General features: G+C 45.4%; 19 protein-coding genes and 3 pseudogenes. 15 read left to right on the forward strand and 7 right to left on the reverse strand.

Annotation, left to right across the window (positions count from 1 at the left end):
- Positions 1-1,101 (reverse strand): DNA polymerase III subunit beta, encoded by a 1,101-nt coding sequence (gene dnaN / locus K1M91_RS12485; protein ID WP_232802103.1) that lies wholly within the window; start codon positions 1,099-1,101, stop codon positions 1-3.
- Positions 1,102-1,114: 13 nt separating this feature from the next.
- Positions 1,115-2,494 (reverse strand): chromosomal replication initiator protein DnaA, encoded by a 1,380-nt coding sequence (gene dnaA / locus K1M91_RS12490; protein WP_232802104.1) that lies wholly within the window; start codon positions 2,492-2,494, stop codon positions 1,115-1,117.
- 225 nt (positions 2,495-2,719) lie between these two features.
- Here dnaA and K1M91_RS12495 point away from each other — a divergent pair, with 225 nt between their 5' ends.
- The 8 genes from K1M91_RS12495 to K1M91_RS12530 all read left to right on the forward strand — a co-directional run bounded on the left by K1M91_RS12495 (position 2,720) and on the right by K1M91_RS12530 (position 8,676).
- On the forward strand, positions 2,720-3,145 hold the full coding sequence (locus K1M91_RS12495; RefSeq protein WP_232802105.1) for a 3-phosphoshikimate 1-carboxyvinyltransferase: 426 nt from the start codon (positions 2,720-2,722) through the stop codon (positions 3,143-3,145).
- Positions 3,146-3,435: 290 nt separating this feature from the next.
- The gene (gene rpmH / locus K1M91_RS12500) at positions 3,436-3,570 is read left to right on the forward strand and encodes a 50S ribosomal protein L34 (RefSeq protein ID WP_119910821.1); all 135 of its coding nucleotides are present in this window, start codon (positions 3,436-3,438) and stop codon (positions 3,568-3,570) included.
- A gap of 10 nt (positions 3,571-3,580) precedes the next feature.
- Positions 3,581-3,937: a ribonuclease P protein component gene (gene rnpA / locus K1M91_RS12505; RefSeq protein ID WP_232802106.1), complete on the forward strand. Its 357-nt coding sequence runs from the start codon at positions 3,581-3,583 to the stop codon at positions 3,935-3,937.
- Complete coding sequence (gene yidD / locus K1M91_RS12510; RefSeq protein ID WP_232802107.1) at positions 3,904-4,152, forward strand: membrane protein insertion efficiency factor YidD; 249 nt, start codon at positions 3,904-3,906, stop codon at positions 4,150-4,152. The genes rnpA and yidD overlap by 34 nt, the downstream gene beginning before the upstream one ends.
- Before the next feature lie 7 nt (positions 4,153-4,159).
- Positions 4,160-5,836, forward strand: a complete 1,677-nt coding sequence (gene yidC, locus K1M91_RS12515; RefSeq protein ID WP_232802108.1) for a membrane protein insertase YidC — start codon at positions 4,160-4,162, stop codon at positions 5,834-5,836.
- Positions 5,837-5,959: 123 nt separating this feature from the next.
- Positions 5,960-7,327 (forward strand): tRNA uridine-5-carboxymethylaminomethyl(34) synthesis GTPase MnmE, encoded by a 1,368-nt coding sequence (gene mnmE, locus K1M91_RS12520; RefSeq protein ID WP_232802109.1) that lies wholly within the window; start codon positions 5,960-5,962, stop codon positions 7,325-7,327.
- 171 nt (positions 7,328-7,498) lie between these two features.
- Positions 7,499-8,407: a site-specific integrase gene (locus K1M91_RS12525; RefSeq protein ID WP_232802110.1), complete on the forward strand. Its 909-nt coding sequence runs from the start codon at positions 7,499-7,501 to the stop codon at positions 8,405-8,407.
- Complete coding sequence (locus K1M91_RS12530) at positions 8,404-8,676, forward strand: tyrosine-type recombinase/integrase (protein ID WP_232802111.1); 273 nt, start codon at positions 8,404-8,406, stop codon at positions 8,674-8,676. Before K1M91_RS12525 ends, K1M91_RS12530 begins: the two co-directional genes overlap by 4 nt.
- Positions 8,677-8,695: 19 nt before the next feature.
- Here the strand turns inward: K1M91_RS12530 and K1M91_RS12535 are convergent, their stop codons facing one another.
- From K1M91_RS12535 to K1M91_RS12550, 3 genes and pseudogenes are all read right to left on the reverse strand, one after another.
- On the reverse strand, positions 8,696-9,031 hold the full coding sequence (locus tag K1M91_RS12535) for a helix-turn-helix domain-containing protein (RefSeq protein WP_232802112.1): 336 nt from the start codon (positions 9,029-9,031) through the stop codon (positions 8,696-8,698).
- Between the two features lie 58 nt (positions 9,032-9,089).
- Positions 9,090-10,762: pseudogene (locus tag K1M91_RS21530) on the reverse strand (DUF927 domain-containing protein).
- A gap of 12 nt (positions 10,763-10,774) precedes the next feature.
- Positions 10,775-10,966: a helix-turn-helix domain-containing protein gene (locus K1M91_RS12550; protein ID WP_232802115.1), complete on the reverse strand. Its 192-nt coding sequence runs from the start codon at positions 10,964-10,966 to the stop codon at positions 10,775-10,777.
- 240 nt (positions 10,967-11,206) lie between these two features.
- On the opposite strand from K1M91_RS12550, the pseudogene K1M91_RS12555 reads away from it, so the two are divergent.
- Positions 11,207-11,504, forward strand: a pseudogene (locus tag K1M91_RS12555) (IS3 family transposase); the annotation flags it as partial.
- A 205-nt stretch (positions 11,505-11,709) separates the two neighbouring features.
- Here K1M91_RS12555 and K1M91_RS12560 read toward each other — a convergent pair.
- Positions 11,710-16,296 carry a PKD domain-containing protein gene (locus tag K1M91_RS12560; RefSeq protein ID WP_232802116.1) on the reverse strand — a complete coding sequence of 1,529 codons (4,587 nt, stop codon included), beginning with the start codon at positions 16,294-16,296 and terminating at the stop codon, positions 11,710-11,712.
- Positions 16,297-16,590: 294 nt separating this feature from the next.
- Between K1M91_RS12560 and K1M91_RS21535 the strand changes: the two are divergent.
- From K1M91_RS21535 to K1M91_RS12575, 4 genes and pseudogenes are all read left to right on the forward strand, one after another.
- Positions 16,591-16,777 (forward strand): annotated as a pseudogene (locus tag K1M91_RS21535) (transposase); the annotation flags it as partial.
- Between the two features lie 599 nt (positions 16,778-17,376).
- Entirely contained in the window at positions 17,377-17,955 is a 579-nt protein-coding gene (gene mobI, locus K1M91_RS12565; RefSeq protein ID WP_232802117.1) for a conjugative transfer protein MobI(A/C), read from the forward strand.
- The gene (locus tag K1M91_RS12570; RefSeq protein ID WP_232802118.1) at positions 17,948-18,457 is read left to right on the forward strand and encodes a hypothetical protein; all 510 of its coding nucleotides are present in this window, start codon (positions 17,948-17,950) and stop codon (positions 18,455-18,457) included. Before mobI ends, K1M91_RS12570 begins: the two co-directional genes overlap by 8 nt.
- Before the next feature lie 107 nt (positions 18,458-18,564).
- Positions 18,565-19,263: a hypothetical protein gene (locus K1M91_RS12575; RefSeq protein WP_232802119.1), complete on the forward strand. Its 699-nt coding sequence runs from the start codon at positions 18,565-18,567 to the stop codon at positions 19,261-19,263.
- A 135-nt stretch (positions 19,264-19,398) separates the two neighbouring features.
- Here K1M91_RS12575 and K1M91_RS12580 read toward each other — a convergent pair whose 3' ends face one another.
- Positions 19,399-19,725 (reverse strand): helix-turn-helix transcriptional regulator, encoded by a 327-nt coding sequence (locus K1M91_RS12580; RefSeq protein WP_083155619.1) that lies wholly within the window; start codon positions 19,723-19,725, stop codon positions 19,399-19,401.
- A gap of 93 nt (positions 19,726-19,818) precedes the next feature.
- Here K1M91_RS12580 and K1M91_RS12585 point away from each other — a divergent pair, with 93 nt between their 5' ends.
- Positions 19,819-20,202 carry a hypothetical protein gene (locus K1M91_RS12585; RefSeq protein ID WP_232802120.1) on the forward strand — a complete coding sequence of 128 codons (384 nt, stop codon included), beginning with the start codon at positions 19,819-19,821 and terminating at the stop codon, positions 20,200-20,202.
- 202 nt (positions 20,203-20,404) lie between these two features.
- Positions 20,405-21,226 (forward strand): hypothetical protein, encoded by an 822-nt coding sequence (locus K1M91_RS12590; protein WP_232802121.1) that lies wholly within the window; start codon positions 20,405-20,407, stop codon positions 21,224-21,226.
- The last annotated feature ends 40 nt before the right edge of the window (positions 21,227-21,266 follow it).

Here is a 21,266-nt window from a genome sequence, read left to right on the forward strand (position 1 = left end):
TTATAAGCGCATTGGCATCACAACATACATAGCGTCAGAAGACTCATCGGCTTCAATCAAGGCACTACTATTTGCATCACGCATGATGATCTTAATCCGCTCACATTTTAGCGTATTTAGTACATCCAGCACATAGCTAACGTTAAAGCCGATCTCTAATTCGTGACTAGGAAAGCTAACATCCAAGATTTCTTCTGCTTCTTCACGCTCAGGATTGTTTGCGGTAATTTTTAATAAGTTCTCAGACAGCGTTAAACGCACACCACGGAACTTTTCATTCGAGAGAATGGCGGCACGGGCAAATGCTTGCTTAAGCTCTTCACGACCCGATGAAAGAATTTTATCGCCATTATCAGGAACCACGCGACGATAATCAGGGAAGCGACCATCAACTAATTTACAAGTGAAAGTAAACCCAGCGGTAATAGCCCGAATATTATTACTACCAATTTGAATTTGCAGTGCCTGATCGTCATTGTCTAACAAACGAATCAGCTCTAATACCCCTTTGCGTGGCACAATGATCGATTGGTTCTGTAATGGCTGCTCAAGCTGCACACTGCACATGGCCAAGCGATGACCATCGGTTGCGACACTTTTTAGCTCGTGGCCATCGGTTTCAAAATACATACCGTTTAGGTAGTAACGTACATCTTGGCTGGCCATGGAAAACTGCGTGCTTTCAATTAAGCGACGCATCTGACTTTGCGGCAAACTAAACTCAACAATACTCTGCCAAGATTCAATATTGGGAAAATCATTCGCAGGCAATGAAGATAAGGTGTAGCGACTTCTACCCGAACGTAAAATGACCTTATCGTTTTCTAACGCTAAACGAATATCTGATTGATCTGGTAAGCCGCGACAAATATCGAGTAGCTTGCGCGCGGGTACCGTTGTACGTCCAGGTTCAATATCACCTTCTAAGGGCATTTGACCGATCAACTCTACTTCCAAGTCCGTGCCCGTTAATGAAAGTAAATTATCACTCACCTCAATCAGTACGTTACCTAAGATAGGTAGCGTGGGACGACTGCCTAATGCGCCAGTCACAAGTTGTAGTGGCCTTAGCAAGGCTTCTCTGTTTATAGAAAAATGCATGGTCGCCTTTCCTTTACGATGACAAGGTTCTAATCAGGTTAGAGTAATCTTCTTTTATATCGTGGCTTTCTTCACGTAACTGCAAAATTTTACGACAAGCATGAAGTACAGTCGTATGGTCGCGACCACCAAAGGCATCACCGATTTCAGGCAAGCTGTGGTTGGTTAGCTCTTTTGCCAGCGCCATTGCGATTTGACGTGGACGAGCCACGCTTCGGCTACGGCGCTTCGACAATAAGTCTGCCATTTTGATCTTGTAATATTCCGCCACGGTTTTTTGAATGTTGTCGATAGTCACTAACTTTTCTTGCAGTGCCAATAAATCACGCAACGCTTCGCGGACAAAATCAATAGTTGCTGTGCGACCTGTGAAATCAGCATTGGCCCGCACGCGGTTTAATGCGCCTTCCAGCTCACGCACATTTGAGCGCAGACGTTTGGCGATAAAAAATGCACTTTCATCTGGCAAATCAAAGTTATGCTCTGCCGCTTTGCGCTTTAAGATTGCGACACGGGTTTCGAGCTCTGGCGGCTCGATAGCCACCGTTAAGCCCCAACCAAAACGCGATTTTAAGCGGTCTTCAACGCCATCTATTTCTTTCGGATAACGGTCGCTGGTTAAGATTATTTGTTGATTACCTTCAAGTAAGGCATTGAAAGTATGAAAGAATTCTTCTTGAGAGCGCTCTTTGTTGGCAAAAAATTGAATGTCATCGATCAATAAGGCATCCACGCTACGGTAATAGCGTTTAAATTCTTCGATGGCATTACTTTGCAGTGCTTTGACCATGTCTTGCACAAAGCGCTCTGAGTGCATGTAAATCACTTTAGCGTCTTTTTTGTGCTCGCGGATACCATTACCCACCGCATGTAACAAATGCGTTTTGCCTAAACCACTGCCGCCATACAAAAACAGTGGATTGTACGAGCCACCCGGATTTTCAGCTACTTGGCGTGCGGCCGCTCGGCCGAGTTGGTTTGATTTACCCTCAACAAAGTTATCAAAGGTATAGTTTAAGTTGATGTTACTGCGATGAAATATCTCAGGCTTGGCTTTAGGCTCTCGTTCCCAAGGGGTTTTATCACTGCTGTTGCTAAACGAAACAGCTTGTTCTGGTTTTTCTGTCGCTTTGGTTTCAACAATAACTGGCTTACAACCCACCTCAAATTTTAAAATCGGCATTTCATTAGCACAAAACTCAGCTAACAAAGAAGTGAAGTGGTTAAGATATTTATCCCGCACCCAGTCCAGTACAAATCTGTTTGGTGCGTAAAAGGTTAAAACATTATCTTTCAGCTCGGTCTGTAGTGGGCGGATCCACATGCTGAATTCTGTAGCCGGCAATTCATCCTTTAATCTAGCTAGGCAGTTTTGCCAAACGGAAGAAGACACAGATCACTCCAAAACAAAAAAACGGTCGCACATTTTATCCTGCTAAGCCCGATTTCTCTAGGCTTTATATCACCATATTGACAAATTTGCTCCTTGACAAAAACAGATTGCGGTAGATTAAATTTCGGTCTAAGCGTGCAAAATGTGCTGATTAAATGAATTATATTTACGCCAAGGCCTAGCCTGACTATGATTGAAACATATTAACCTTGAGGATTCAGTAAGATGGAACCTAAAACCAACACGATTAAAGGTTCGATCAAACAAGATCCTTTTGTCCGAAACCTATTCGAGCGACTGCCTGAGGATCTTCATGATAGTTTTAGTGAAGAGCAATTGATCCACTTGAAAGTAGCTTTGGGCGCACGCAGTTGGGGTGAGCATAAAATTGATTTTCGCGGCACCGTTAAATTTTTGCGCTGGCGTTATTATTATGTATTTTTGGCCGGCCGTAACCGTCGTGATCTTACCCGTCGCGAGAGAAACATTTCACGCTTGATCCAAGCCGGTTTGCTCAGTTTATTTTTGTGTTTTTGTGCCGGATTAGGTGTATTGATCCTTTATTTACTTAAATCAGCGGCAGGCATAGATCTCATACCGGGCTTTTCTTTCGGCGTCTGGGGTTGGTTTAAAACCAGCTTTCTCAATTGATCGAGTTTAAGTGCAAAATTTAAACGCTGTGATCTTCTCAGATCCTTGCTAATTCAATAAATCTCTATATAATCCTGCGCACTTTCAGTTTATAACCTTTTATTAGGCACCAATCTGAAACGTGCGCTTTATCTTAGGATAAAAATTGCACAACACGACGGCATTTAAATTGACTTGATTCATTTCAAGGTATAGAATTCGCCCTCTTTTTTGAGGCCAACTGCCATAATGTCATTCACAGCATTATGAACGAAAGCCAACTGTACAGTTAACTGATAACGGAAAGAACCATGAAACGTACTTTTCAACCAAGCAATCTTAAGCGTAAGCGTTCTCACGGCTTTCGTGCTCGCAAAGCGACCAAAGGCGGTCGTCAAGTTGTAGCTCGTCGTCGTGCTAAAGGCCGCACGCGCCTGAGCGCATAATTAGTCAGACGTGATTAAATTATCGTTCGATCGGGAGTTACGTTTGTTAACTCCCGAACAATTCAAAAACGTCTTCAAAGACCCCATTCCAGCTTCATCTCCTCATATTACAATACTTGCTAAACCTAATGGTCTTACCCATCCTAGACTTGGTCTTGCTATACCGAAAAAACACATCAAACGTGCTGTGGGTAGAAATCGTATTCGTCGTGTGGTTAGAGAAAGCTTTCGTACTCGTCAACATCAATTGCCCGCCGTCGACTTAGTCGTCATCGCAAAAGGTGGTTCAGGTGACCTCAGTAATGAGGAATTAGCAAAACTTCTAGGTAAACTATGGCAAAGAATAGTTCGCCGTTGCAATGGTTAGCCATTGGCTTAATAAAATCTTACCAAGTACTTATTAGTCCTTTACTCGGCCCACGCTGTCGTTTTCATCCCACTTGCTCACATTATGCTATTGAAGCAATTAAAATACATGGATCGGTAAAAGGTTGTTGGTTAGCGGGCCAACGTCTTATAAAATGTCATCCTTTAAACCCTGGTGGGTACGACCCTGTTCCTAAACCTAAGAAAAGAGATTAACTAAATTATGGAATCTCAGCGTAATTTTTTACTTATTGGTCTGCTGTTTGTCAGCTACTTAATTTTTGTCGCTTGGACAGAATTTAAGAATCCGCAACCAGAACAACCAACCGTTGTCGCAACACAACCAGCTAACAATGTTCCTAGCAGTGCTAACATCAGCGCTGATGTGCCGATGGCGTCTGCTGATGCCAATCAAGATGTACCGGTAGAGTCAAACAGTGCATCACAAAAGCGCATCACACTAAGCAATGACACACTAAAGTTAGTGATTGATACTGTTGGGGGTGACATAGTTGAAGCAGACTTACTGTTGTACCCAGAAGTACAAGGCGAGCCAGCCCCATTTAAACTACTTAAAAGCGAACAGGGCCATACCTATATCGCGCAAAGTGGTTTAATTGGTCAAGGTCCTGATAGCCACCCTAAAGGTCGTCCACATTACACCACCACTCAAGACAAATTTATCTTAAGTGAAGGGGCGGATAAGGTATCGGCGCAATTATATTTCACTACCGATACTGGCATTAAGTACGTAAAAGTATTTACCTTGCTAAAAGGCAAGTATGAAGTAGACATTGATTATCAGGTCATTAACAACTCAGATGCACCTGTTAACTTGCAACTATATGGCCAGTTGAAACAAACCGTAGTGCCATCTGGCGGCAGCCTAGTGATGCCGGTTTATCGTGGCGGTGCTTACTCTGCACCTTTAGCTGCTAGAAATGATACTCGCTACACCAAGTACCCATTTGATGACATGCAAGAAGCGAACTTAGCCGTTGAAACAAAAGGCGGTTACGTTGCTATGCTAGAGCATTACTTTGTATCGGCATTTATTCCTAGCGAAGAGCAAACCAATGAGCTTTACACCCGTGTGTATGGCACAGATGCAGCTATTGGGTATAAAGCGCCACTGCAAACAGTAGCAGCAGGCAGTGAAGCAACCCTGAGCACGAAACTTTGGGTCGGTCCAAAACTACAAGACGAAATGGCAGAAGTGGGCACACACCTTGACCTTACCGTGGATTACGGCTGGTTATGGTTTATCGCCCAACCGCTATTCCAATTATTGCTATTTTTCCAAAGCATTGTTGGTAACTGGGGTGTCGCTATCATTCTTGTCACCTTTGCTGTTAAAGGTGTGATGTATCCGCTAACGAAAGCGCAATACACCTCAATGGCGAAAATGCGTTTACTACAACCAAAAATTCAACAGTTACGTGACCGCTATGGTGAAGACAAGCAAAAAGTCTCACAAGGCATGATGGAGCTATACAAGAAAGAGAAAGTAAACCCACTCGGTGGCTGTTTACCTATCCTATTGCAAATGCCAATCTTTATTGCCCTGTACTGGTCATTAATGGAGTCGGTTGAATTACGTCATGCGCCATTCTTTGGCTGGATCACTGACTTATCAGTACAAGACCCGTACTACGTGTTACCTATCCTAATGGGTATCAGCATGTTCTTTATTCAGAAGATGTCACCAACAACAGTACAAGACCCGATGCAAGCGAAGATCATGCAGTATATGCCAGTAGTATTTACCGCATTCTTCTTGTTCTTCCCTTCAGGTTTGGTGCTTTACTGGTTAGTGAGTAACTTAGTAACCTTGTTACAACAGTGGCTAATTTTCCGCGAGTTGGACAAAAAGGGGTTAGGTAAAAACGCCTCAGCGTAAACTTAGCTAATCCTTAAGCCATATTAAGAAGGAGCCGTTTGGCTCCTTTTTCTTTATGAACTGCGTATAATACCGAGCAGCGTATATATAATTTGTACCTTCTAATACAACAGGCATAAGCAGATGAATTCAATTGATACTATCGTCGCGCAAGCAACCCCCCTCGGCCGTGGCGGCGTCGGCATTATTCGGGTATCCGGCCCCGCTTGTGAGCAAGTGGCAGAGATAGTATTAGGCAGGCAACCCCGAGTGCGTTATGCCGAATACCTGCCATTTAAAGATGAGCACAACAACGCTCTCGATGAGGGGATAGCCCTGCTGTTTAAGGGCCCGAATTCGTTTACCGGTGAAGATGTGCTAGAGCTACAAGGTCACGGTGGCCCAGTGGTCATGGATATGCTGATCAAGCGAATTCTGCTTATTCCAGGGGTACGAACAGCGCGTCCAGGTGAGTTTTCAGAGCGTGCTTTCATGAACGACAAACTTGATTTAGCCCAAGCAGAAGCCATTGCCGATTTAATCGAAGCCACCTCAGAGCAAGCCGCGAAAAGTGCCTTAAATTCACTGCAAGGTGAATTTTCTAACAAGATACATGAATTAGTTGAAGCCCTTATTCATCTGCGTATTTTTGTTGAAGCAGCCATCGACTTTCCCGATGAAGAAGGGGTCGACTTTCTTTCTGACGGTAAAATTCAAGCACAGCTCTATGCTATTATCGACCAGCTAGCCTTAGTACAAAGCCAAGCCAAACAAGGCGCAATCATGCGCGAAGGCATGAAAGTAGTGATCGCTGGTCGGCCTAACGCTGGCAAATCAAGCTTGTTAAATGCCTTGGCTGGAAAAGAAGCCGCCATCGTCACCGAAATAGCCGGCACCACACGCGATGTATTACGCGAGCACATTCATATTGATGGCATGCCATTGCACATTATCGACACCGCAGGCTTGCGCGAAAGTCCTGACGTAGTAGAACAAATCGGTATTGAGCGCGCTTGGCAAGAAATCAATAATGCTGATCGGGTATTGTTTATGCTTGATGGCACCACCACCGATGAGCTTGACCCCGCCAAAATTTGGCCTGATTTTGTTGAACGCTTACCCCAAAATATCGGTATGACGGTGATACGCAACAAAGCAGACCTAACCGGTGAAACCTTAGCCATCACCGAAGATCACGGCCATCCCGTTTACCGCATCAGTGCGAAAACCGGTTTAGGACTCGAATCATTACGTGAGCACCTTAAACAGATTATGGGCTATCAAGGCAACAGCGAAGGTGGCTTTATGGCACGTCGCCGTCACTTGGAAGCGCTCAACATTGCAAGTCACCATGTAGATAACGGTAAAGAGCAATTAGAAGTCTATATGGCAGGTGAACTGCTCGCGGAAGAACTAAGACTTGCCCAAGAAGCCTTAAGTGAAATCACTGGAGAGTTTACCAGCGATGATTTATTGACTCGCATCTTCTCCAGCTTTTGTATCGGGAAGTAAAGTGGGCAAATAACGGAAAACAACTGCAAGCAACGGTATATAACACACTGATTTTATTAGAACGTCATTTGCTGTTTGTTTCCATCTATTGCCGTTAATTACCAAATCTAGTCCCCAGTTGGTCCCCAATGACATGATAAATGCCGTATTGGGGACCAATTGGGGACAAACATGATAATTTTCATTGAAAAACGGGCACTTAAAGAAGATGGAACGCGAACATTGCGTCTCATTTATGACTACGGTTATACCATTAAATCAAACGGATCTCGTCAGCGAAAACGTGAACACGAAGTGCTAGATCTGTTTATCTATGACAAACCCAAAACACCAGCTCAGCGAAAACACAACAAAGAGCATATGCTTCTCGCCGAAACCATTAAGAGTAAACGACTGGTTGAGTGGCAATCCCAAAAGCACGGTTTTGAGGATCGAACCAAGCGTTCAGCTAGCTTCATTGATTACTTTCAACGGCAAATTGACATCAAAGAACAAACCTCCTCAACCTCCAACCATTCGATCTGGCTTTCAGCTCGTAAGCACCTGCTGTTCTACTGCGGGAAAAATGATCTTAGTTTTGATGAGCTGGATAAAGACTGGTTAGACGGGTTTAAGTATTACCTAACCAATGAAGCGAAAACCAAAAGTGATACACCGTTATCTCGCAACACACAAAGCTCCTACTTCAATAAAGTTAGAGCTGCGATCAACGAAGCGCATCGAGAAGGTATTATTCGCGATAACCCGCTTGCACAAGTGACCAGCATCAAAGCCAAAACGACAAAGCGGGTTTATTTAACACTGGATGAGGTCAACGCGTTAGCCCAAACGGAATGTCGCTATCAAGTCCTCAGAAGGGCGTTTTTATTCTCATGTGCAACGGGTATGCGTTGGTGCGATATCCACCGACTTACTTGGTCAGAAATAGAGACATTCAATAGCCACAAACGAATTATCTTCGACCAAGCCAAACTCTCTCACGGCGATGCTAAGAGCCTTCAGTATTTAGACATACAAAGTCAGCAGAATCACTTTTGGGTAGCCCCAAAGCCCCTCACGAGCGCGTATTCAAGGGATTGAAATACTCTTCTTACATAAATGTAGAACTGCTTAGATGGGCTCTGGCTGCTGGAATAAGTAAACACGTTACATTCCATGCTGGTCGCCATACGTTTGCCGTGATCCAACTGAGCAGAGGCGCGGATATTTACTCAGTGTCTCGATTGCTCGGTCATAGCGAACTCAAAACAACCGAGATCTACGCTGACATCATTGAACAACGTAGGATGGAAGCCATGCTCACATTCCCCGATTTTTTTGCTTCTTCTGGAAAGGATTCAGCGGCCTAAGGCCGCTGCTATGAAAGTATTACTTGCGAGAGGTGGTGGCGACATAGTTTGCTGCCCTTTTTTCGATCTCATATTGAGATGAAACACGCTGCTGCTCTACCCAATCCATGATGGCTTGACGCTCAAATCGGAGGTGTTTACCAATTTTGAAAAATGGTATTTCCGCAGAGCTGGTCAACTTATACAGCTGGTTTGTAGACAAACCGAGTAAGACAGAACATTCATCGACAGTTAGAATGTCCTTTCCAAGCAACTCCACCTTTTGTTGCTGCAAACGCTGCTCCAGAACAGCGCGCTCAACACGATCTATTTTGGCGAGAATCGATTGAAGAAGAACTTGCTCGTTGGTTGTCATCGTATCACCTCCTCACCCATTGGAATGTCTCTGGGAAGGTGGGAAAGCTGGGAATATATTATTCATCGATGCCCATCTCCTTCAATTCAGAGAGGATCTTTTCCGGCCAAAAAGCGAAAAAACGATGATCAAACTCAGTACCGTTTTTCTTATCGATAATCCGAAGTGTTCCTCTACGATCTTCATTGGTTTCAAACCACCCTTTGTGAATCAAGGGCTCGATTGACTCTTGTACTGACGCCGCAGTCGTAACTGCTTAACAAACTCTTGTTTGTGGATAAGCCACTGGACGTCATCACCATCCTGCCGCCAGTAACCAAACTTTGAAGATATGCTCGTACAGAATTCAGAAAGCTTATTTTCCCAATACCGAATCGCTTGTTTCAAAGCACTTAACACCTCATACGTTTCCTGATTGTGCTGATGCCCTCGATGGGCTAGCCAGCGACTAAAAACGCTATATACGGAATAGAGCGACTCTTCTTCAGACCATGGCACTAACTTGTTTCTTGACGCAACAGACAACGCTAAACCAACCAGGACAAAGCGCTTCAAGACCCGATGAACCTGGCCGGAATAATTGCTTTTAGACCAATGCTGCCTCAGCGTTTCGATTTCACGCTGTAAAACGACTCCCAGATCAGGCTTATCTGAAATAAGCGTCATTCAAGCCGTGAACAAAGTGCCAAAGTACTTTTGCGTCTGCTTTTCCAAGTGCTCAGCAAACTGAGATGGTGAAGAAAATCGGTGTAGCTCCGCAAAACAGCCGAAACGCTCTTCGGCAGGAATTTCGATTACTCGAATCAGCTGACCTGCTTTCACCTGATAACCAGAGGACTCCATCAGCTCTGTCAGGCCAATCTCTCCATTACTCAAGGTCAACGTCCGCCAATTAGCAATATTCGCCAGGCCGCCTGTTTCCGTGGCTCGCAGCTTCCCACATCCGTTGACGATTTGATAAGCCGCAGAACTGGCTTCTTCCGCAGAGCACAACCCTAGCTCATCTAACACAAGCAACATGTCGTGATGTTCTGATGCAACCGCCTCAATACCGTTAGCGGTTGTTTTCCAAGACTTGATATAAGACTTATCAGCATAAACAGACGCCGCAACAAATGATGTGACAGACTTCCCCGACGAAGACGGCCCCATGATATGGAATGCCGCACTTTCCATCCCTACTGGTTTGAGAAGTGGTGCGGCCAACGCAACCCCAACAGAAAATATGAGCAAGGGGTTACCAACCAACAAAGAACCGACTTCACTTTGCCATTCCGCTAAGCTCCCTTCTGCCAAACAGAGTGAATCAGCCATCCCACCAGAAAAGTAGTAGGACTCATCTGACCGCCCGAAACTTTTCTCCGAAGCGACGAACACCTTGTTATGCCAACCTGTTCTTGTGACACAAAAGGCCGTTTCCGCCGCTTTGAGCTCTTCCCGCAAATATCGCTGGACCATATTCCATGCAGTTTGCTCTGGCTCCAGCCAAAAACCGGTATCGAACAATTCATCTCTTAACTGATAGTTGCTCCCTCCCATGATCTTTCTGGCTGGCACTATCATTCTGATCATCTGCTTATCCATATTGATGATTTCAATACAAGCACTGAACCCTGACTTCCGATCAGGTGAACGCGTTCTAGCGAGAACCTTGACCGAAGAGCTCAACGAACGCCAGCCTCGCTCACGGCAAAAATACTGTAGTTGATCATGGTGATGTCGAAACGTCATATGACCTCCCTATCACAGACTCAGAAGCCACTTCTGCACATCTTCAAGACGAAATCTCACACTTCGAGCGCCAGGTGAGAGTGTGACAGGTGTAGGAAAGAAACCGTTTTTTACATAGCGGCGAATCGTCGCTTGCGACAATTGAGTTAGCTGACAGATTTCTTGATAACTCAATAGCTGATTTGATTGTTTTTGTTCGTCCATAATTGCTCCCGTCGATAAAAGAACTAGCAGGAGGTATTTTCTGACATTGTCAAAGGAAACACGCGCATTGCTCAGGCCCGTTTTGGGCAGATTGAGAGAAAATTAACAGATAAAAATACGATGGTATCAATCACAGGCGCACATAATAATATGGTAAAGATGTTCGACATCTAACGTTAAAATTGCCCATTCAACAGCCTACTATCAGCCCAAGAGATCTCTACTGAGGAAATTGAATTGCGCCATAAAACGACGCTGGTGAATAAAGCACACAAGGTTTATTCCTAACTGCTGTGTGATATCGAAGTCACTTACCAGAACCAAGCTTGTCTATTTATATCACTTGCATCCCAATGGCTAAAAGCTTCCTGTACTTAGTTGCCATTATCGCCTGATATAGCACTACAATAAGGTATTGTCACTTATAGAGCACTATGGACCACCCGATATTTTTAGCTCCGATCAAAGTAGCCAATTTACCAGCACTAAATTCACACAAAAGTTGCTCTACCATGGCGAACGACTCAGTATGGATGGATAAACAAAAAACTTAGAGGGACTAAATACGGAAGTCATAACTTCAAGCAAGCGTGTATAGTTGAACAAGGGGGGAAATCACTCTTTTAGTATCGGGGGATAATACCGCGATAAAAGTCCTTCAATTCTTATCCCGAGTTCAGATTACTTAGTGTTTACAGGGGAAAAAAGCAGCCCAGGTTAGACTGGGCTGGCTATTAAGTTCATCATTTGAGCTCGACGACTCCAGGGTAATAGGCATCTACTGGTGAGGAGCTTGGCAACGCCTTGGAAGTCACAGTGCCTCCAGCCAAAGGTGCTGCAAACAATAAATCCCCCGAGCTCTGTCTTAAGATGCCCAGAATGTCACCGTTGCTGTCTTCAGTGAGATAACCTACAACTTCACCCTGTCCCAAAGCTGCAAACTGCTGAACCTGGTTCAGCAAGGGGTCAAACTGCATCAGTTTGCCATTCTTGGTTCCATAGTAAAGCTTGCCGTCAGAAGCCGCCAACAGAGCGGTAGCCGGAATATCTACAAGCCCGGTAACGGCATCACTTCTGATGGGTGCTGCGCAATCATCGGTGATTTGTTGAATCGTTCCCTCCCCACTGACACCACTTGCCGCCGTAGGTAAATACCAGTGGCTACTCGCAGAAGAATAGGTCATGGCTCTGACGGGGGCATGTGCCCCGTTGCTGATAAAGGAACCTGTATTGGCGCGCGCCTTTGTTTGCAAATCAAAGCAATAGAGATTGGCGTCTGAAATGACCCATGCCTGAGTGTCTTTTAGAGCCACTTCTGTGGTTGCCTCTGCCTGACCGGTACTGTCAAAACTGGCAATGGCAGAATAGGCCAGGGTGTCCGGATCTATGCTGTACAGCACCTGCCGGAACGCATCGTTAGTGTCGGTTCCAAGGCCAATGAGTTGCCCTTGCAAATCTTCTTTAAGCGCAATGCCTGGACGGACTGATTGGTTACCGGTTCCGTACTTGATCAGGGCATTGGTTGGATCGTAGCTGAACGTCGCACCCCATCCTTCAAACCCTGGCGCAAACCAAACTCCGCTGAAAATATTACCGCTGGAATGCACTACCGGCTTGCCAATCGGATAGGCGCCTTCCGCATAACCCAGACTGGTTACAGTGACGCTATCATCCAAACGATCCTTAGTGACGATGGCACCGTTGCGGGTCGCGCCGCCGTCATAGCTTAAAACAGACACATACCTGTCATTGATGTTGTCATTGGGGAAATCGGCGACACCGGGATCCCCCATGAAGAGATAACCCCGGTCTGCGCCAGCCACAATAAATGCGCTATCTGTAAAGTTAAGACCACCGACACTGCGAACCTGCGAAGGTTTTACCGTGTAGCCGCCAATCACATTCGAACCACTACTGCGCACCAAATCAGCAAAAACGGTTGCCGCATTATCTCCATTAGCAATATACAGCGCTCCTCCTGTAGTGGATGGTGCAATTCCCGTTGCGATTGCTCCTCCCCAATTGGAAAAGCGTCTGACATCGCTTGAACTACCATTCACTGTGTTTACTTCTGTCAGCAAAGGGGCCTGTGAACCGATTCCTTTGCAAACAGAGTAGCGGTTATTTCCAATCCAACTGAATACCCCCATGCTGTTTCTGCAGTCAGAATTGACGGTACCAAGGCCTGCACCTTCGCGGTCGCTGACATCAAAAATGGTTTTATCCTCAAAGCTATTTGCACTAAGAAAGGCGTCTCCATAGGTACTGATGTAATTGCCACTGTAGGTGTAGATAAATTCACTAATAAAACGTGAGTTGAGGTAGGAAGTGGGAACCCAAGGCTGACTTAAATCCGCTGAATTGGAAGGCATGAGTTCAAACACATTGGTCTTGGTCGCATTCACTCTACTGTAGTTGGCAATAAAGATGCGGTTTTCATCATTCCATTGCATATGGGCCAGTGGCGAGCGACCAAAAGTATCTCCCTTAGCATCGGGGGCACCAAGGTCTGCGACCCAGGCAAATTTAAGATAATCCGCACTGGCAGGATCTATGTTCAGGTAAAACACCCTCCCCGCATCCAACACACTGCCAAACTTGGCCAAACCAAACAGCGCGTTTCCGGATGGGTGTATCAACAAGCGGCTAGCAAACCCATAAACTCGATAACCATTGACGACTTCATACTCAATATGGCGTAACACCTCCACCGCTTTGGTTACCGGATCGAAGCTCATCACGGTCGCGCCGCCGTACAAGCCCTCATTTGGCAGCATAAAGAAGAACTTGCCCCGCTCTGGGCTGAACACCAAGCCCAAATAATCGGTTGTCTGTACCCCGGGTTTGCCTTTAAGACTCATCAGCGGGTGTATTTCATTGAGGTTCTTCTCGCTGATGGAATACAAACCACCAACCTGCTCATCCCCGCCAAGAGAACTGCTTAAAATCAACGTATGACCACTGGGGACAGGGTTGGCACCAATACCGGTACTGGGCTTATTGCTGATGGATACGGTCACTGGGCTGCTGTCGAGCTTGCCATCGTTGACAATCAATTGGGCAACATAGCTGCCGGCGACATCCAGAGTAAACTGGCTGCTAGCTTGATTGATACTGCTCAGCGAAGCCGCACTGGCTGCGGGCTTGCTGATGAGTGCCCAGCGGTAACTCAGGGAGTCGCCATTGGCATCGAATGACGCCTGGCCACTGAGGGCGACCACACTCCCCAAATCAACCTGCCTGTCATTGCCGGCATCGGCCACCGGGGCCACATTTTTGGCGATGTCATGGATAAGTACGGTATCCGGCAGGCTATTGCCCTTACCGTCACTCACCACCAGTTGCACCACGTAATCACCCACCACATCGGTTTTAAGGGTCGGATTGGCACTGACGGCATCAGTTAACTGGGCGGCACTGCCACTTGGTCGGGTCAGCAGAGCCCACTGATAGCTCAGGCTGTCGCCATCGGCATCGTAGGAGGTGCTGCCATCAAGCAATATACTTTGCCCCGCCTCGGCGGCCAAGTCTGAGCCTGCAGAGGCCACTGGCAAAGTGTTTTTGTCAAAGTCGCGCACTATGACGGTCGCGGGCGTACTGTCGAGTTCACCATCATTCACAACCAGCTGGACTACATAATCGCCCCCCACATCGGCCACAAAGTCAGTGGTTATGGTATCGGTGGCACTGAGCAGCGCTGCGCTGCCAGCAGGTTGGCTTAACAGTGTCCAGTGGTAGCTGAGAGGCAAGCCTTCTGGATCAGTCGATCGGCTACCACTTAGCTTAACCGTACTGCCTTTACTGATTTTTTGGTCGTTACCCGCATCCGCTATCGGCGCTAGGTTTACATCGGTTATCACCACATTATCTGGTGCACTGTCCGCATAGCCGTCATTGACCACGAGTTGAACAACGTAATGACCTTGTACATCAAGAGTGAATGATGGTTGTGCCGCTGTGCTATTGGCTAATACTGCCTGACTTCCTGAAGGCTGGCTCACAATATGCCAGCGATAACTGAGAGGATCACCATTACCATCGGTGGAAGAGCTGCCATCAAGCTGAACGGTTTGTCCTGGGGTGCCTTTGAGATCGCCGCCGGCATGGGCGACAGGTGGAAGGTTGCTATCAGACAGAAGAACGCGAGTCGGAAGACTGTCTCGCGTACCATCGTTAACGATTAACTGCGCCACATAACTGCCCGGGATATCCGGAGTAAAAAAAGGATGGACACTGAACGGCTCACTGAGCTGCGCCAGACTGCCAGAAGGTTTATGTACCAGTGACCAGCGATAAGTCAGGCTATTACCTTCCGGATCGTGGGAGGCGCTGCCATCGAGATGCACTTCCTGTGAAGTGGTTATCTGCCTATCGTGGCCTGTTACCGCAATGGGAGCCTGATTTAAACTGGAAGCTGCATGAATGGTCACGGTGGCTGGGCTACTGGCGTTGTTCCCATCTTTTACGACTAAAGCTACGATGTAATCGCCTGCCACATCGGGAGTGATCGACGTTTGTGGCGTGGTCGCATTAAGTAAGTTTGCCTGGCTGCCGTTTGGCCCTGCGACCATATGCCATTGGTAACTTAAAGTATCGCCATCCGCATCAAACGACTCAGATCCACTTAAAGCGACCGCTTGTCCAAGGGTCTTAAAAGCAGCGGCCTTCGGTTTGGCTACGGGGGCAATGTTGCTATCCGTCAAAACCACTCTATCTGGTGCACTTTGATACACTCCATCACTCACAACAAGCTCTGCGATATATTCGCCAGAAGAGTCGTAGTTTAGTGTGGGTGTCGCACTTGTTGGTTGGAGAATACTGGCACTGCTGCCTTGAGGTTTCTTTACCAAAGTCCAGCGGTATTCGAGCTTGTCTCCATCTGAGTCGAAACTGCCAGTTCCATCCAGAACGACAAAACCTAGATCCGATAGTTTTATGTCTTTCCCTGCATTGGCAACGGGAGGAGTGTCTGCATCTGAAATGGTGACAATGGAAGGCTGGCTCTCTTTCTCACCATTGCTGACGATGAGCTGAGCTTTATAAATGCCCACTTTATCGAGATATAAACTGGGGAAAGGGGATGTGTTGTCACTTAATGTTGAAAGGCTACCTGACGGTTTTTCGATAATTGTCCATTGATAAGTCAATGATTTTTCTTCTGGATCGTGGGATTGACTGCCGTTGAGTACGACTGTTGTTCCACGCCCGCTGGATATTGGATGCCCTGCATTCGCAATCGGTAATATTTCTTCTTGGGTTGTTGTGTTGTTGTCACACCCAATGTTGAATACCGCGACAAAACCCAACAAAAGCATTGTTATTTTTTTCATTGTTGTCCCTTGCACTAAAAAGATTCTTCGATCTTAAAGCTAGACAATGAATTTCATATACTCAAGAAAAGGCTCATAAAATAACAGCTTAGAAGCGGTAATCATCGAGTTGTGTTTGCATTTTTATGTCAATACTTTTAGGTTGTGAGCGTTGTTCAAACTGAACGGGGATAAGAATTGAAGGGAACCAAGATCTGTTTCTGTGATCAGAAAGAATGACTTTCCAGCTCTGCTATACATGCTTTCTTGACGTCATGCCTTACGTGTTTGCCCCTCTCAGTTCATTTCTTCACCCATCTAAAATGAGAACCTACAGGCATTAAATTTATTGATTCTAAGAGCATTAAGGTCTATCCCTAGGCATAAAGTGTTTCAAGGGACTGCTGTAGGAGGTAAAAGCATAATAGGTTGATTTTATGGATTTAAACTTCACATCATCACGAATAACCTTGGTGATATTATTGCGGCCCAACTCCCCCCGAGAATACTGACGATAGAAAGCCCATTGGTCATCTAGTTTAATAAACATGCCATACTCAGTGGCTCAATTAATAGCAACCTACTCTACGTTTGCTCGGGAAAGTGAATTGCGAAAACGCTACCAAAAACAGTTAACGCCTCTTGTGATGGTCTGCATTATCATCCGAATTTGTGTGTCATTACTTTTCATCTATACAAGGCACCAAGAGAAAGTATGGAAAAGGTATGCTAATCGATAAAAACGACGGGCTTTCACATGTGAAAGTACATCAGCCCTCATCTACTACAAACAGGAAAAATCCCACAATAATCTAGAAATTTACCGTCACAATCCCATCAAAAGAAATAATCGACGCTCAGGTCCCACAATGATTGGACTATAACTCCCTACATCCCCTCCAAAACAATAAAGCAACGAAAATAATCCGTAGCAACGTCCCACAAAGATAGGTATCTGGAAAGTACAGGGAGAGGAATCGCTGCAATGCTTGGTAACTAACTGTGGGACACAAGGAAATTACGCACCCCAAAAGGGCAATTACAGATGCGTAAGTAAGAATATGTTTGCGCTACCTTGAGCTCAACAACCAAGGAGCCAACATGACTGAACTAAATGAACATTCCGCCGCCTATCAATGGCATCAACGAGCCCAACAGCGGCAACCCGAAAGTGAACAAGAGTGCTTTGAGCTCGCTCTATCACAATCGTTAAAAGCCCTTGCTGATATCGAGAACTTTGCAATGCAGGAGCCCTACTTGCTTGAGTTTTTAGCCAGTTGCTACGCTAACCAATTTTGGCGAATCCATCGAGCTCATAAGGACACTTCACCTGGTCGCTACGGCTGCCGTGTTCGGGTTCGCAACCATCGCTTTAAAGCGGCTTGGTACTACAACTGGTATCTCAGTGCTAATCAAATGTCACAACGAAACAACAAAGAACAGCGTGTTCGCTCAAAGCATTTATCAAAAGGAAAAGGCTTTCGTTACCCACCGGGTCGCTTTTCAAAAGCCAACGCTGAATGGGAATCCGATCTTATTGCGTACACAGAAGATGCCTTCGCACTGATCCGCGAAGTGCGACATGAAATCCTCACCATCAAACAAAAAGCCCAAATCTGTACAAAACGACTTCACAAGCTTCGTGAACACTTTAAAAAAATGGAGAAGCCAAATGACTAAGAAAACCACACCCAACGTCGGCATCACGCAACTAAGCAAGGAAATTGAGTTCAGTAATCTAAAGTTGAAGCAGCCTGAGCCAGTTCCTTTGCCTGAAAGAATCTATGGTTTATCTGATTTCGTTGCGACAGAGTCAAAGCACTTGATGGCAGCAGCAAAAGAACTGAAGAAACAAATGGATAAACTAAAGAAAGCCTTGTCAAAAGAGTACAACGTCGAGTACCCATTTCGCTATGAGTTCATTGTTACGAGTGAACAGCGCTTACCTAAAATCAAATGGCACCGCGTGATCGCTCGTGGAGGTTGGTATCCTGAGCTTGAAACCCAAGAAGTTTCAGATGGGGTGTTACGCCGTTTTTCACATGCAATGGATTGGGAAATTCCACTTTATCTGCATTTACTAGACCAGCTCAACCAACTGGAACAGCGTGTGAAGCCTATAAGAAAACTGTCTAGTCAGGTGAGAAAAACGATGCGAGCGATAGAAAAGCTGCATATTTAGCTCTATCCAATCTGGAAGCTTCATACCGTGAAATGAAGCTTCTAGCTACAGTTTGCATTTTCAAAGTCGATGATATGCTGGTAGTAAAGTGAGGAGAAAATGCTGTGATGAGATTGAAAGTTCAGGTTGAAAAAATCAATGCTGAAAGCGTCGATATCGCTTGGTTCGCGGGATTGAACAATCACGGTATCGTTACTGTTCAAATTGCTCAAAGTGAATTCTGGTGCGCTATAGCAGAGTTAACGGCGGCAAGGTTCTTACTACTCGACAAACAGGTATTCGGGCGCGTACCAAACAGCGGTAAAGGTCTCGCACTCAGCCTAACCAAAGAAACCATTTTAGCGGCCAAGAATGAAACTCTCAAAGCAGCCGCACTGTTTCTGTCCAACCGTCTATCCGGTATCAAACTTTATTCTGACGAGATTGTTGATATCACTCATCCAGAAACAAAAGACATTATTACGCCTTATGCTTCACCCTATCCGACGTTTGAGGTTGCAAAACTTGGCACCATCGCCATCAGTAACCATGCAATGCAACGCTACCAACAAAGACACAATCAAGGTGATATTCGCAATCCATGGCACAGCTTACAGAAGCAACTCTCCCATTCAAATCTAGAAAGACTGACTTTGTCATCAAGAACACGCTTTCAAAAGCTACTCCGTTACGGAAGCGAGCAACATGAAATTTGGGCCAACCCTACAGGTAATCTTTACTTTCAAATTGCATCCTTAGCGGAGCACAAGTTGGTTGTGACGGTTTTTTCTCAAGTGACGCATGCTTTCGATGAAATTCATGCTTAGGAAAGCTAAGCTAAATAGAGATAGAAGATACTTGCAGGAGGTAAATATGGAACTTTGGATTTGGCTGGGTGGTTTATTACTGACAGTCGCCGCAGTCGGTGGAGTATTTTGGTATTCAGGACGAGAGCGATAGCTTTATGAATGGTCGATGTTATCGAGTTCCTGCCTGATCTGATCAATAAGCGCCTGCTTTTTAGTTTCATTGAGCTTTTCAATCAAACATACCAGTTCCGCTGAGCTGTCGGAATCTGAAAAGAAAAATGCAACAGGCACACCAAGCTCCTGAGCAAGCTTTTGTAGCGTACCGATATCGGGCATATGACGCCCTTTTTCATAATGATTCATACGGCCACTCGCTGAACTTGGGTCCATACCCAAACGGATACCAAGCTCCCTCTGGCTGATACCAACGCGATTTCTTGCCTGTTTAAGGCGCTGTGGAAATGGATTTGTTTTAGACAAGTGAGAATCATCATCAACCTACGATGCTTAGATTTTCTAAGTTTTAATTATACCTGTATACTTAGGAAAACTAAGCACAAGATGGAGACTAAGATGAAAAAACTAAAAAAGTTCGCACTATTTTGCGTTTTTTGTCTTGGTGCGTTAGTGACTGTATATCAAAGCTGGGGTGTGATGTTGATGGCCTTCCCAAGCGTTATTTGGCTACATAAGCCTCTGGATGTTATCCACAAAAATAAGTACATCACGTTGTTATTTTGGTTTGTACTCTTTTATATAAACTGGCTATTCACTAGTGCCGCCACCCTCACCTATTTCTTCATTCATGTCTGGCATTTGCACCAACAAAACATTCCGCTCAATGACTCGTCTTGCGTTAAGCGAGCGCCTCGACGCATCAACCCAAGCACTGGTTTGTTGATGAAGAACAGGCACTTTGACATGACAGGTGAAGCTTATGGCTGGAAGATTGATTGATATGGGTAGGTGATGATTACTTTCGCTCCTACTGGGAAGGATCGTAATAACAAAATGATCCACGATCCATAGCAAAGCCCCCGATCTGCAACTGGTGAGTTTAAAGATCAAAAGATATCTCCTGCTTATCTACAATGTGTCAACTTGGTGATCACCCGATAAATAACTGCAAAATCAAATTGTTTTGAAAAGGAAATTTCTCATGAAACCGAAGGCTAGGTTCACTCCATTATCGTTACTCATTTTGCTCACTGGATTCGCCTCTACATCAACTCCTATCCAATATGACAACAGCCACAGCCGTGATCATAACATTGCTCATGCAGGTGGGCTCTACCAAACAGAAGACAAAGTCATTCCAATGAAAGATTTTGAGGCATTTAAGCTCGCGGAAGCTGCCGCAGGAAATACATTGTTGCTCACGTCTTCAGTAGGCGCGGGACTTGAGTTAAGTGAAGGACTAACGTCATTGCTGGAACAGCCTGATACCGCTTCACGAAACAGCATTATTGCTTGGATGCCTATACAAGAAACGACATCCGCTCGAGACGCACAGCAAAAGTTGCTCTACCACTTCAACGCAGCCATCGAAACCGTGCTTCAAGAACAATCTATTAACTATGAGCGCACTAATGGCAATTCAGAACAAAAGATAGAGTTCTACTTCCATAGTGCAGACTACCAATGTCCAAAATACCAAGCTGGTATGACAAACCAGGGCCTATGCTATATCACCATAGAAGTTTTCGAGCCGAGAAGAACGATGTCACCGTCTTTCGTGAACGATGGACAGGAAAGTTCTGCATTTGAATCCAACCATCACGTCTACTACCAGAGATTTAGAATTTCGCCAGGCAAGAATCGTGACATCCCCTCTGATGCACTTTACGCTGCTATTAGTAGTAAGTTACCCAATTGGATCTTCATCTATATAGCAAAAGGGAACATTCACCTTGGTAATCAGACGATCACCGCACCTTACCTGCTAGAGAGTGGAAAACCTCTCTTGTTTGTCGTTGGCTGAAGAGAAAGATAGTGAAAGCTGATCCGGTTTCCCACCATTC

The sequence above is a fragment of the Motilimonas sp. E26 genome (genome assembly GCF_021278025.1).
Lineage (GTDB): Bacteria > Pseudomonadota > Gammaproteobacteria > Enterobacterales > CBDFNC01 > Motilimonas.

What these genes read in the sequence shown, in the direction of transcription:
- K1M91_RS12560 (WP_232802116.1), bottom strand. Translation starts at nt 16,296, where the DNA reads ATGAAAAAAATAACAATGCTTTTGTTGGGTTTTGTCGCGGTATTCAAC.
- K1M91_RS12570 (WP_232802118.1), top strand. Translation starts at nt 17,948, where the DNA reads ATGACTAAGAAAACCACACCCAACGTCGGCATCACGCAACTAAGCAAG.
- mnmE (WP_232802109.1), top strand. Translation starts at nt 5,960, where the DNA reads ATGAATTCAATTGATACTATCGTCGCGCAAGCAACCCCCCTCGGCCGT.
- K1M91_RS12585 (WP_232802120.1), top strand. Translation starts at nt 19,819, where the DNA reads ATGAAAAAACTAAAAAAGTTCGCACTATTTTGCGTTTTTTGTCTTGGT.
- K1M91_RS12575 (WP_232802119.1), top strand. Translation starts at nt 18,565, where the DNA reads ATGAGATTGAAAGTTCAGGTTGAAAAAATCAATGCTGAAAGCGTCGAT.
- yidD (WP_232802107.1), top strand. Translation starts at nt 3,904, where the DNA reads ATGGCAAAGAATAGTTCGCCGTTGCAATGGTTAGCCATTGGCTTAATA.
- rpmH (WP_119910821.1), top strand. Translation starts at nt 3,436, where the DNA reads ATGAAACGTACTTTTCAACCAAGCAATCTTAAGCGTAAGCGTTCTCAC.
- mobI (WP_232802117.1), top strand. Translation starts at nt 17,377, where the DNA reads ATGACTGAACTAAATGAACATTCCGCCGCCTATCAATGGCATCAACGA.
- K1M91_RS12495 (WP_232802105.1), top strand. Translation starts at nt 2,720, where the DNA reads ATGGAACCTAAAACCAACACGATTAAAGGTTCGATCAAACAAGATCCT.
- dnaN (WP_232802103.1), bottom strand. Translation starts at nt 1,101, where the DNA reads ATGCATTTTTCTATAAACAGAGAAGCCTTGCTAAGGCCACTACAACTT.
- K1M91_RS12590 (WP_232802121.1), top strand. Translation starts at nt 20,405, where the DNA reads ATGAAACCGAAGGCTAGGTTCACTCCATTATCGTTACTCATTTTGCTC.
- K1M91_RS12550 (WP_232802115.1), bottom strand. Translation starts at nt 10,966, where the DNA reads ATGGACGAACAAAAACAATCAAATCAGCTATTGAGTTATCAAGAAATC.
- K1M91_RS12525 (WP_232802110.1), top strand. Translation starts at nt 7,499, where the DNA reads ATGATAATTTTCATTGAAAAACGGGCACTTAAAGAAGATGGAACGCGA.
- K1M91_RS12535 (WP_232802112.1), bottom strand. Translation starts at nt 9,031, where the DNA reads ATGACAACCAACGAGCAAGTTCTTCTTCAATCGATTCTCGCCAAAATA.
- yidC (WP_232802108.1), top strand. Translation starts at nt 4,160, where the DNA reads ATGGAATCTCAGCGTAATTTTTTACTTATTGGTCTGCTGTTTGTCAGC.